This window comes from Pseudomonas helmanticensis, assembly GCF_900182985.1.
In the GTDB taxonomy this organism is placed as follows: Bacteria; Pseudomonadota; Gammaproteobacteria; order Pseudomonadales; family Pseudomonadaceae; genus Aquipseudomonas; species Aquipseudomonas helmanticensis.
In genome coordinates, this window is sequence record NZ_FXUY01000001.1 from 4,457,425 (window position 1) to 4,469,260 (window position 11,836).

11 protein-coding genes are annotated in these 11,836 nt (G+C 60.1%); 7 read left to right on the plus strand and 4 right to left on the minus strand.

All coding sequences use genetic code 11. From position 1 onward, the window contains the following. Positions 1-114: 114 nt before the first annotated feature. Positions 115-1,569, minus strand: coding sequence for an alanine/glycine:cation symporter family protein (locus QOL84_RS19805; protein WP_283438289.1), 1,455 nt, complete (start codon positions 1,567-1,569; stop codon positions 115-117). 486 nt (positions 1,570-2,055) lie between these two features. Further along, positions 2,056-3,480, minus strand: a complete 1,425-nt coding sequence (locus QOL84_RS19810; RefSeq protein WP_129386705.1) for an aspartate ammonia-lyase — start codon at positions 3,478-3,480, stop codon at positions 2,056-2,058. A 180-nt stretch (positions 3,481-3,660) separates the two neighbouring features. On the opposite strand from QOL84_RS19810, the gene QOL84_RS19815 reads away from it, so the two are divergent. The 5 genes from QOL84_RS19815 to QOL84_RS19835 all read left to right on the plus strand — a co-directional run bounded on the left by QOL84_RS19815 (position 3,661) and on the right by QOL84_RS19835 (position 7,430). Next, a complete protein-coding gene (locus QOL84_RS19815; protein ID WP_064116481.1) occupies positions 3,661-4,569 on the plus strand; it encodes a LysR substrate-binding domain-containing protein in 909 nt (302 codons plus the stop codon). A 290-nt stretch (positions 4,570-4,859) separates the two neighbouring features. After that, on the plus strand, positions 4,860-5,351 hold the full coding sequence (gene purE, locus QOL84_RS19820; protein ID WP_007954291.1) for a 5-(carboxyamino)imidazole ribonucleotide mutase: 492 nt from the start codon (positions 4,860-4,862) through the stop codon (positions 5,349-5,351). A gap of 10 nt (positions 5,352-5,361) precedes the next feature. Beyond that, positions 5,362-6,444, plus strand: a complete 1,083-nt coding sequence (locus QOL84_RS19825; protein WP_283438290.1) for a 5-(carboxyamino)imidazole ribonucleotide synthase — start codon at positions 5,362-5,364, stop codon at positions 6,442-6,444. A gap of 110 nt (positions 6,445-6,554) precedes the next feature. Then, positions 6,555-6,800: a GlsB/YeaQ/YmgE family stress response membrane protein gene (locus QOL84_RS19830; protein WP_003229635.1), complete on the plus strand. Its 246-nt coding sequence runs from the start codon at positions 6,555-6,557 to the stop codon at positions 6,798-6,800. Between the two features lie 93 nt (positions 6,801-6,893). Next, the gene (locus tag QOL84_RS19835; protein ID WP_283438291.1) at positions 6,894-7,430 is read left to right on the plus strand and encodes a DUF3299 domain-containing protein; all 537 of its coding nucleotides are present in this window, start codon (positions 6,894-6,896) and stop codon (positions 7,428-7,430) included. A gap of 83 nt (positions 7,431-7,513) precedes the next feature. Here the strand turns inward: QOL84_RS19835 and QOL84_RS19840 are convergent, their stop codons facing one another. Next, positions 7,514-8,413 carry a D-hexose-6-phosphate mutarotase gene (locus QOL84_RS19840; RefSeq protein ID WP_283438292.1) on the minus strand — a complete coding sequence of 300 codons (900 nt, stop codon included), beginning with the start codon at positions 8,411-8,413 and terminating at the stop codon, positions 7,514-7,516. Between the two features lie 57 nt (positions 8,414-8,470). Beyond that, the gene (locus QOL84_RS19845) at positions 8,471-8,875 is read right to left on the minus strand and encodes an acyl-CoA thioesterase (RefSeq protein WP_003229628.1); all 405 of its coding nucleotides are present in this window, start codon (positions 8,873-8,875) and stop codon (positions 8,471-8,473) included. A 376-nt stretch (positions 8,876-9,251) separates the two neighbouring features. Here QOL84_RS19845 and QOL84_RS19850 point away from each other — a divergent pair, with 376 nt between their 5' ends. Together QOL84_RS19850 and QOL84_RS19855 are read left to right on the plus strand one after the other, a co-directional pair. Then, positions 9,252-10,550 (plus strand): MFS transporter, encoded by a 1,299-nt coding sequence (locus QOL84_RS19850; RefSeq protein WP_283438293.1) that lies wholly within the window; start codon positions 9,252-9,254, stop codon positions 10,548-10,550. 232 nt (positions 10,551-10,782) lie between these two features. Then, on the plus strand, positions 10,783-11,784 hold the full coding sequence (locus QOL84_RS19855; protein ID WP_085708814.1) for a phosphate ABC transporter substrate-binding protein PstS: 1,002 nt from the start codon (positions 10,783-10,785) through the stop codon (positions 11,782-11,784). Positions 11,785-11,836 lie beyond the last annotated feature (52 nt).

Below are 11,836 nucleotides of genomic sequence, written 5' to 3' on the forward strand. Positions count from 1 at the left end.
TTTCAGCCAACATAAATGTTGAATGATGAACCGCTATCGCGAGCAGGCTCACTCCTACAAGTTATTGCATCACAATAACTGACGGGCGCAGGGGATGCGCCCGCCATTCACCTGTCAGCGTTGCGCTGCAGGGACGCCTTGCGGCTCGGCTTCGGTCTTGCCGGCAGCGGCAGCGGCGGCAGACGGGGTCGGCCAGGCTTTCAGGTCGAGGTCCAGATCGGCAAATTTGCTCGAGTCGAACACTGGCTGTTTGACGCCGGCGCGACGCTGCCCGTCGTAGTCGCGCATCACACGCATGCCGACCTTGAACAGCATGGCCAGGGCCACGAGGTTGACGAAGGCCAGGCAGGTCATGGTGATGTCGGCGAAGGCGAACACGGTCGACAGATCCTGCATCGAACCCCAGACCACCAGCGCCAGCACCAGGCCACGGAAAATCATCAGTGCGGCGCGGTTGCGGGTGAGGAACTGCAGGCTGTTCTCGCCCAGGTAGTAGTTGTAGAGGATGCAGGTGAAGACGAACAGCGACAGTGCGACGCTGACGAACATGCGACCCCAGTCACCGACCACGGCGGCCAGCGAGTTCTGGGTCAGGACGATGCCGTCACCTTCGAAGCCCGGGGTGTAGAAGCCCGACAACAGGATCAGCAGCGCGGTGCAGGTGCAGATCACGAAGGTATCGAGGAACACGCTGAAGGCCTGAACCACGCCTTGCGCGCCCGGGTGCTTTACGGCGGCCACGGCGGCGACGTTCGGCGCACTGCCCAGGCCCGCTTCGTTGGCGAATACGCCACGCTTCACGCCCATGACGATGGCGCTGCCGAGCAGGCCGCCAAAGGCCGGGTCGAGGCCGAAGGCGCTCTTGAAGATGGTTTCCAGCATGGCCGGCACGTGTTCGATCTGAGTACCGATCACGTACAAGGTCACGCCGATATAGGCCAGCGTCTTGATCGGAACCAGCAGGTCGGACACCGAGGCAATACGCTTGATGCCGCCGATGAAAGTGATGGCCAGCAGCACCGCCAGGACGATACCGGTGTGTTGTGGGTTGAATTCAAAGGCGTTCTGCAGCGAGTGGGTCACGGTGTAGGACTGCAGGCCGATGAAGGCGAAGCCGTAGGTAACCAACAGCAGGACGGAAAACACCACCGCCATGCCTTTGAGCTTCAGGCCGTGCTGGATGTAGTAGGCCGGGCCACCACGGTACAGACCGTCGCCTTCCGCACGCTTGTAGACCTGAGCCAGGGTGCATTCGAAGAAGCTGCTGGACATGCCGACCAGTGCGGTCACCCACATCCAGAACACCGCACCCGGACCACCGAGGGTCACGGCGATGCCGACACCGGCGATGTTGCCTGCACCGACACGGCCGGCAAGGCTGAGCATCAAGGCCTGGAACGAGCTGAGTTGCCCGGCGCTGCCTTTGAGGCTGTCGCGGAACACCGCGAACATGTGGAAGAAATGACGCAGTTGAACGAAACGCGAGCGAATCGTGAAGTAGCTACCGAGCCCGACAATGAGCACGATCAGTACTTTCCCTGAGAGGAAGTCGTTAATGACTTCGAGCATGGATTTTTCCTCGCTGTTTATTGTGTAAGCAAATGCTGGAAGGTCGGAAACATCGCGTTACACCGGTTTGCGCGCGGCACAACAGGTGAGGCGAGGGTTTCGTCCCCGATCCATTTCGCGGGTTTGTTATTAGTTCGGGTTTCGCATGGGTTATGGCCTCGTTACCGACGACCGCTCACGCGAAGAGGGGCGGCACTATACCGATCAGTGGCGCGCCCGTCTGCACGGTAGTGGTGCAAGCGACGAAACGAGGTTGCTGCAAGATCAAAAGATCGCAGCCTTCGGCAGCTCCTACAGGTGTACGTCAATCAATGTAGGAGCTGCCGAAGGCTGCGATCTTGGCGGTATCAAATACACAAAACATCTAACGACCTGCCCGCAAAGAAGTTAAAAAAAAGGGCCTGGGGAATAATCCCCAAGCCCTCAAAAGGTGAGAGGTGTCTAGTCCCTCGACCTGGTGAGCGGTGCTACAAGTAACGTGTCGGTTCAGCCTTTGAGCGGAACCAGACGCGGAGCAATCATGTTTTCCGGGCGCAGGATGTCGGCGAGCATGGCTTCGTCGAGCAGACCTTCTTCGCGCACCAGTTCCAGCACGCCGCGGCCGCTTTCAAGGGCGAGACCGGCGATACGGGTGGCGTTTTTGTAGCCGATGTACGGGTTCAGTGCGGTGACCAGACCGATCGAGTGCTCGACCAGTTCGCGGCAGCGCGCTTCGTTGGCGGTGATGCCGACGATGCAGTGCTCGCGCAGCATGTCCATGGCGCGTTGCAGCAGGCGGATCGAGTCGAAGATCTTGAAAGCGATCAGCGGCTCCATCACGTTCAGTTGCAGTTGACCGCCTTCGGCTGCCATGGTCAGCGCCAGATCGTTACCGATGACCTGGAAGGCCACTTGGTTCACGGCTTCCGGAATAACCGGGTTGACCTTGCCAGGCATGATCGAGCTGCCTGGCTGACGCGCTGGCAGGTTGATTTCGTTGATGCCGGTGCGTGGGCCGCTGGACAGCAGGCGCAGGTCGTTGCAGATCTTCGACAGCTTGACCGCGGTGCGCTTGAGCATGCCGGAGAACAGGACGAAGGCGCCCATGTCGGAAGTCGCTTCGATCAGGTCGGCCGCCGGTACCAGCGGTTGACCGCTGATCAGTGCCAGACGCTGAACCGCCAGCGCTTGATAACGCGGGTCGGCGTTGATGCCGGTACCGATCGCGGTGCCGCCCAGGTTCACTTCAGTCAGCAGTTCCGGGGCCAGCGTCTTCAGACGGGCCAGGTCTTCGCCCATGGTGGTGGCGAAGGCACGGAATTCCTGACCGAGGGTCATCGGCACGGCGTCTTGCAGTTGGGTACGGCCCATTTTCAGGACGTGATCGAATTCTTTGCCCTTGGCCGCGAACGCCTGAATCAAGCTGTCGAGGCTGGCCAGCAGGGTGTCGTGACCGAGCAGCAGGCCCAGACGGATTGCCGTTGGGTAGGCGTCGTTGGTCGACTGCGCCATGTTGACGTCGTCGTTCGGGTGCAGGAACTGGTACTCGCCTTTCTCGTGGCCCATTGCTTCGAGTGCAATGTTGGCGATCACTTCGTTGGCGTTCATGTTGGTGGAAGTACCGGCGCCACCTTGAATCATGTCGACCACGAACTCTTCGTGGTAATCACCGCGGATCAATCGGGCACAGGCTTCGCTGATGGCAGCGTGCTTGGCTTCGCTCAGGTGACCCAACTCGCGGTTGGCGTCAGCAGCGGCCTGTTTGACCATTGCCAGACCGACAACCAGTTTCGGGTAATGCGAAATCGGAACGCCGGAGAGACGGAAGTTGTTCACCGCTCGCAGGGTCTGGATGCCGTAATACGCTTGAGCCGGTACTTCGAGGGCGCCAAGCAGGTCGTTTTCTGTGCGGAAAGATGCAGCGGAGGACATGATAGAAATCATCTCGATATGGACCCGGTCTGTGCCGGAACGCTGCGAATGCTAGGCTTGTGCGAATTTTTGGGCCAATGCTGTTAAGCACTGGCCTATGCACATTCGGCATAATGCCCATGTGACGCCGCGTGCGCGGCAGACGTGTGACCTGTTTTGGTGCGTGTCCGGGAGGACGTGATGAATCTGGAAAGCAAATGGCTTGAGGACTTCAGTGCTCTGGCCGCCACCCGCAGCTTCTCGCAAGCAGCCGAACGGCGCTTCGTGACCCAGCCCGCATTCAGTCGGCGGATCCGCAGCCTGGAGGCTGCGCTGGGGCTGACTTTGGTCAACCGCTCGCGCACGCCGATCGAGCTGACGGCGGCGGGGCAACTGTTTCTGGTGACCGCACGCACGGTGGTCGAACAGCTCGGTGAAGTGCTGCGCCATCTTCATCATCTGGAGGGCGGGCAGGGCGAAGTGATGCAAGTCGCTGCCGCGCACTCGCTGGCGCTGGGTTTTTTCCCGCGCTGGATCGCCCAGTTGCGTAATGAAGGCTTGAACATCGCCACACGCTTGGTCGCCACCAACGTCGGCGACGCGGTGCATGCGTTGCGGGAGGGTGGTTGCGATCTGATGCTGGCGTTCTACGACCCGGACGCGGCGATGCAGATGGACCCGGAAATTTTCCCGTCGCTGCATTTGGGCCAGACCGAGATGTTGCCAGTGTGCGCGGCGGATGCCGAGGGCAAGCCGCTGTTCGATCTGGAGGGGGAGGCCAGCGTGCCGTTACTGGCGTATAGCGCCGGGGCGTTTCTTGGCCGCTCGGTGAATGGATTGTTGCGCCAGCGTCAGCTGCGCTTCACGACCATCTATGAAACGGCGATGGCCGACAGCTTGAAAAGCATGGCGCTGGAAGGACTGGGTATTGCCTGGGTGCCACAGCTGAGCGTGCGCGCGGAACTGGCTCGCGGTGAACTGGTGGTCTGCGGCGGCCCGCAATGGCATGTGCCACTGGAGATCCGCCTCTATCGCTGCGCCTTGGTGCGCAAGGCCAACGTGCGCCTGCTGTGGCGCAAGCTCGAAGGCGGCGCTGCACAAGCTTCCTGAAAAGATCGCAGCCTGCGGCAGCTCCTACATTGCAATGCATATCCCTGTAGGAGCTGCCGCAGGCTGCGATCTTTTGATCTTTTTGGCTGACCTTCAGGTCAATAAAACCGGGCATTTGCGGCAGATGACAGATGGTCGCGCAGGGGGCTGTTTATTGCTTTCATTGCGGTATACTGCGCGGCCTTCGGCCGGCACGTCCGGCCATTTTTCGTACAATCAAGCCACGCAACCTGCGTGGCTTGTTGTTTTATGACGCGCCTGCGGGCGCTCCAGAGAGAAGAGGCGCGACGATGAGTGCACTGGTTGGCGTGATCATGGGCTCCAAGTCCGATTGGTCCACCCTTAGCCACACCGCCGATATGCTGGAAAAGCTCGGCATCCCGTACGAGGTCAAAGTGGTCTCTGCCCACCGCACCCCGGATCTGCTGTTCCAGTACGCCGAAGAGGCTGAAGGCCGTGGCATCGAGGTGATTATCGCCGGTGCCGGTGGCGCAGCCCACTTGCCAGGCATGTGTGCGGCCAAGACCCACCTGCCGGTACTGGGCGTGCCAGTGCAGTCGGCCATGCTCTCGGGCGTCGACTCGCTGCTGTCGATCGTGCAGATGCCAGCGGGCATTCCGGTCGCCACCCTGGCTATCGGCAAGGCCGGCGCGATCAACGCCGCGCTGCTCTCGGCGAGCATCCTCGGCGCCAAGCACCCACAGTTCCACGCGGTACTGAAAACCTTCCGTGCCGAGCAGACAGACAGCGTCCTGGACAATCCAGACCCACGTATTGCCTGAGGTTGTTGAGATGAAGATCGGTGTAATCGGTGGCGGCCAGTTGGGTCGCATGTTGGCCCTGGCGGGCACTCCGCTGGGCATGAACTTCGCTTTTCTCGACCCTGCGCCGGACGCTTGCGCCGCTGCCTTGGGCGAACACCTGCGGGCCGATTACGGCGATCAGGATCATCTGCGCCAATTGGCCGATGAAGTCGATCTGGTGACCTTCGAATTCGAAAGCGTCCCGGCCGAAACCGTGGCATTCCTGTCGCAATTCGTCCCGGTCTACCCAAGCGCCGAAGCCCTGCGCATCGCTCGTGATCGCTGGTTCGAAAAGAGCATGTTCAAGGACTTGGGCATTCCGACTCCGGCTTTCGCTGACATCCAATCGCAAGCCGATCTGGATGCCGCCGTCGCTTCGATCGGTCTGCCGGCCGTGCTGAAAACCCGTACTTTGGGTTACGACGGCAAGGGCCAGAAAGTCCTGCGCACACCTGCAGATGTGGTTGGCACCTTCGCCGAGCTGGGCAGCGTTGCCTGCCTGCTGGAAGGTTTCGTACCGTTCACCGGTGAAGTCTCGCTGATCGCCGTGCGTGCCCGCGATGGTGAAACCAAGTTCTATCCGCTGGTACACAACACCCACGACAGCGGCATCCTCAAACTGTCGGTGGCCAGCACCGATCACCCGTTGCAGGCGTTGGCCGAAGACTACTCGAGCCGTGTGCTCAAGCAGTTGAATTACGTCGGCGTGATGGCGTTCGAGTTCTTTGAAGTCGACGGTGGCCTCAAGGCCAACGAAATCGCCCCGCGCGTGCACAACTCCGGGCACTGGACCACCGAAGGCGCCGAGTGCAGCCAGTTCGAAAACCACCTGCGCGCCGTTGCCGGCCTGCCGCTGGGTTCGACGGCCAAGGTTGGCGAGAGCGCAATGCTCAACTTCATTGGCGTTGTTCCGCCGGTTGAGAAGGTCATCGCCATCGAAGATTGCCATCTGCATCACTACGGCAAAGCCTTCAAGGCCGGGCGCAAGGTCGGTCACGCCAACCTGCGCTGCGCCGACATGGCCACGCTGCAAGCGCAGATCGTCAAGGTCGAAGCGCTGATCGCCGAGTAACGACAGTTTCATGTGGCAGCGGCGGAACCATTCAGGGGCCGCCGTTCTCTCATGGCAGGATGCCAAAGTCTGACTAGGCTTCGCATATCTACTATTGAGAGGGAATTGCCATGGGAATTATCGGAACCATCTTTATCGGCTTGATCGTCGGCCTGCTGGCGCGGTTCCTGAAACCGGGCGATGACAGCATGGGCTGGATCATGACCATCCTGCTCGGTATCGGCGGTTCGCTGGCGGCCACTTACGGCGGCCAGGCTCTGGGCATCTATCAGGCAGGTCAGGGCGCAGGCTTCATTGGCGCACTGGTCGGCGCGATCGTGTTGCTGGTGATCTACGGCCTGATCAAAAAGAACTGATCCAAAGCGACAAAGCCCTCTCTGCCAAAGTGGCCGGGAGGGCTAGAATGCTCGGCGATTCAACGATCCTTCCTTTCTTTACCGAGCACCTTCATGCGCCGTCTTCTGTTGACTCTCCTTTTTCTGGGCAGCGGTTTGGCCCACGCCGGCGAACTGCCGGAAACCGACTGGCTCGAACTGATGCCCAAGTCGGATCAAAAGGCCCTCGAGGCCATGCCCGAAATCGACCACAACTCCCCGGAAGCCACCGGCACCTTCACCGAGAAGGGCGGAATGAAGCAGGCCAAAGGTCTGCCGGCGGTGATGTATTCGACCAAAACCGTGGCATCGATGAACGACAAACACATTCGCATCGGCGGTTATCCGGTGCCATTGGAGTCCGATGCCAAGGGCCGCAGCACGCTGTTCTTCCTCGTGCCCTACCCGGGCGCGTGCATCCACGTGCCGCCACCGCCTCCGAATCAACTGGTGCTGGTGCGTTATCCGAAGGGATTGAAGCTGAACGACATCTACACGCCGTTGTGGGTGACCGGCACGCTGAAGGTTGAAAAGGTCAGCAATGATCTGGCTGATGCGGCGTATGCGCTGGAAGCGGACAAGGTGCGGGTGGTGAAGGAATCTGATCTCTAAAGCAAAAGATCGCAGCCTGCGGCAGCTCCTACAGGGAAATGCATTCCAATGTAGGAGCTGCCGAAGGCTGCGATCTTTTGATCTTAAAGCGCTTTGCTGGCGACAATAACGCCCATGGTATAGCTCGCCCCCGGCGCCAGCGTGACGATGTCATCCAGCACATTCGCCGTCTCGATGCACAACATGCGCTGCCAGCCATCGTTGTCCATGTCGGCCAATGCAGCGGCGCGATCGATCCACGGGTTCCAGATCACCGCCGCGCGTGAGCCGGTGGCGGTCAGCACGATGCGCCGTTCCCAGGTCGGATCGACAATGCTCAATTGCGGCGGGGCATCGACGTAGATGCGGTCAGTCTCACCGGCAAAACGCAGATCGCCTTGCTGGCTGTGAGTCTTCCAGTCATCCAGCGTCTCGATGTAATTCAAGCCATCGACACCGTCGACATGCACATGGCGCACATCACTGACTGCGAAATACGTGTGCAGCGCCTGACTCAGGCTGACGGTGTCATTGCCACGGTTATGGCTGGTCAGGCTGAAGCTCAGTTGTTCGGACAAATGCAGGGTCAGGCTCAGATCGACCTGATGCGGCCAGTCTGGCAGGCCACCGTCGGGGTAGGGCAGTTTGAACTCGACTTTGATGCCATGTTCTTCGGCTTCGATGCCACCCAGCTCCCAATCCATCGCCCGCACCAAACCGTGCGCGGGTGCCGGCTGCTCACCGGTGTACATGGCCTGCACGCTCTGCGGGTTGCGTTCGAACTTGCCGAACCACGGCCAGCATACCGGCACGCCGGCGCGGATGCTTTTGCCGGTCTTGAACACGGCCTTGTCGTTGAGCCAGATGATCGGCGGCTGGCCATCGATCTGATAACTGAGGATGTGCGCGCCCTGCTGGGCGACCAGCACTTCGGCCTGACCGTGGCGGATGCGCCAGCAGTTCAGTTCATCCAGTTTCACCGCTTCAACGTTGGGCGTGTTCATGGGACAGCTCTCGATCAGAAACAAGGACAACAATCGACCGTCAAACGGCCGCGAGGTTTAACGCGCGCGTGGTGGAACCGAGCGAGTGCGACCGCTGCCGTCGATGGCAACGAAGACGAAGACCGCTTCGGTGACTTTACGCCACTCGCTGGACAACGGGTCGTCGCTCCACACTTCGACCATCATCTGGATCGAGCTGCGGCCGATTTCCAACGTCTGGGTATAAAAGGACAATTGCGCGCCGACAGCGACCGGTACGAGAAACGCCATGCGATCGATGGCAACGGTCGCGACGCGGCCGCCAGCGACACGGCTGGCCATTGCGGTGCCGGCCAAATCCATCTGCGCCACCAGCCAGCCGCCGAAAATATCGCCAAAGCCGTTGGTTTCACGTGGAAGTGCGGTGATTTGCAAGGCCAGGTCGCCTTGCGGGATCGGATCTTCTTGTTCGAGTTCTATCATGCCGAGGGTGCCTCTGACCCGTGACTCTTCGTTGGTATTGCTGGTGGTAGCCGTCTTCGGGAAAAACGATTCAGCACCGAACATACTACGTTCGTCACGTTTTCCATCAGGCGCCTAAGGAGAAACTCTGCGAAACCGGCTAATCCCGAGCAAAGGCCGGGCCAACGACGTTTTCGCACAGCAACCCCCTACAAACCGGAGCAGGTTGCGAGTATATCGGTCGGTAGACTCCGCGACGACCATCCGGTTCTCATTTCGACCGTCAAATACGCGCCTCTATGTGCTTTTTCGAACAATTTGCTATGGTGCCGAACCTGCCCAAGCCACCGCCAGCGTTGTTGTGGCGGCAGATCCGACTATAAGAGAAGCCCTTGCCATGACCACAGCGCCTTCGAGCCTCGCGCAGCCCGAGCAACCCGCACGACCGTTGACCCGCAATGACTACAAGACTCTGTCGCTGTCCGCCCTTGGTGGTGCGCTGGAGTTTTATGACTTCATCATCTTCGTTTTCTTCGCCACCGTGGTCGGCAAGCTGTTCTTCCCGGCCGACATGCCCGAGTGGCTGCGCCTGATGCAGACCTTCGGCATCTTCGCCGCCGGTTACCTCGCGCGGCCGCTGGGCGGCATCGTCATGGCGCACTTCGGCGATCTGCTCGGGCGCAAGAAGATGTTCACCCTGAGCATTTTCATGATGGCCGTGCCGACCTTGATCATGGGGCTGCTGCCAACGTACGCACAGATCGGCATGTGGGCGCCGATCCTTCTTCTAGTGATGCGGGTGATTCAAGGCGCCGCGATTGGCGGGGAAGTGCCGGGCGCGTGGGTCTTCGTTTCCGAACACGTCCCGCAAAAACACATGGGTTACGCCTGCGGCACGCTCACCAGCGGGCTGACCGCCGGCATTTTGCTCGGCTCGCTCGTCGCCACCGCGATCAACAGCATCTATACGCCTGCCGAAGTTTCCGATTACGCGTGGCGGATTCCGTTCCTGCTGGGTGGTGTGTTTGGCCTGTTCTCGGTGTATCTACGCCGCTGGCTGCACGAAACCCCGGTGTTCGCCGAACTGCAACAGCGCAAGGCATTGGCTGAAGAAGTACCGCTGCGCGCCGTGCTGCGTGACCATCGCGGCGCGATTGCGATCTCCATGTTGCTGACCTGGCTGCTCTCCGCTGGCATCGTCGTGGTCATTCTGATGACGCCGACCGTGCTGCAAACGGTCTATCACTTCACGCCGACGCAAGCGCTGCAATCGAACAGTCTGGCGATCGTGTTCCTGAGCATCGGCTGCATCATTTCCGGTGCGCTGGCGGATCGTTTCGGTGCCGGTCGGGTATTTGTGTTTGGTTGCCTGGGCTTGCTGATCAGCTCGTGGACGTTCTATCACAGCCTCGCCGATCACCCGGACTGGCTGTTCCCGCTGTATGCGCTGACCGGTTTTCTGGTCGGCACCATCGGTGCGGTGCCGTATGTGATGGTTAAAGCGTTTCCGCCGGTAGTGCGCTTCAGCGGGTTGTCGTTCTCGTACAACGTGGCTTACGCGATCTTTGGCGGGTTGACGCCGATGGTGGTGAGCCTGCTGCTGAAGGAGAGCGCGATGGGGCCTGCCTACTATGTGGCGGTGCTGTGCGCGATGGGGATTCTGGTGGGGGCGTGGCTCTGGAAGAAGGGGCGCTGATTTTCTCTCCCGCCTGATCGTTCCCACGCTCCGCGTGGGAATGCATCCTGTGACGCTCCGCGTCACCTCTCAAATGCGGACGCAGAGCGTCCATGCCCACGCAGAGCGTGGGAACGATCTGTTGCGACATGCTGGCCTTTCATCCAATTGTCATATTTCAGCCATAGAGTGTTCACACGGCCTGCTGATACTTGGCCCCGACTTAACACACCCTATCTGCTAGGAGTAAGGCATGAAACTGAAGCGTTTGATGGCGGCAATGACTTTTGTCGCTGCTGGCGTTGCGACCGCCAACGCGTTCGCCGCTGTTGACCCGTCGATCCCGAGCTACACCAAGACCACTGGTGTGTCGGGCAACCTGTCCAGCGTCGGCTCCGATACCCTCGCCAACCTCATGACCCTCTGGGCTGAGAACTACAAAAAAGAATACCCGAACGTAAACATCCAGATTCAGGCCGCTGGCTCCGCCACTGCGCCACCTGCGCTGACTGAAGGCACCTCCAACCTGGGCCCGATGAGCCGCAAGATGAAGGACACCGAACTGGCGGCCTTCGAGCAGAAGTACGGCTACAAGCCAACCGCTATTCCGGTTGCTGTGGACGCCTTGGCCGTCTTCGTACACAAGGACAACCCGATCCAGCACCTGACCATGGAACAGGTTGATGCGATCTTCTCGTCGACCCGTCTGTGCGGCGCCAAAGCCGACGTGAAAACCTGGGGCGACCTGGGCGTGACCGGCGACCTGGCCAACAAGCCAGTTCAGCTGTTCGGCCGTAACTCGGTATCCGGCACCTACGGCTACTTCAAAGAAGAAGCCCTGTGCAAAGGCGACTACAAACCAAACGTCAACGAACAACCAGGTTCGGCGTCGGTAGTGCAGTCGATCAGCTCCTCGCTGAACGGTATCGGTTACTCGGGCATCGGCTACAAGACCGCTAGCGTGAAAACCGTTGCGCTGTCGAAGAAGGGCAGCACTGAGTTCATCGAAGACAGCGAAGAAAACGCTCTGAACGGCAAGTACCCGCTGTCGCGTTTCCTCTACGTTTACGTCAACAAAGCCCCGAACAAGCCTCTGGCCCCGCTGGAAGCTGAGTTCGTGAAGCTGGTGCTGTCGAAACAGGGCCAGGAAGTTGTGGTGAAAGACGGCTACATCCCGCTGCCAGCCAAGGTTGCTGCAAAAGCACTGGCTGACCTGGGTCTGCAAGAAGGCGGCGCTGAAGTCGCAAAGAAGTAACACCGTAGATCCGGGCTAACCCCCGGATCTGCCGGAACCCCTGTAGGAGCTG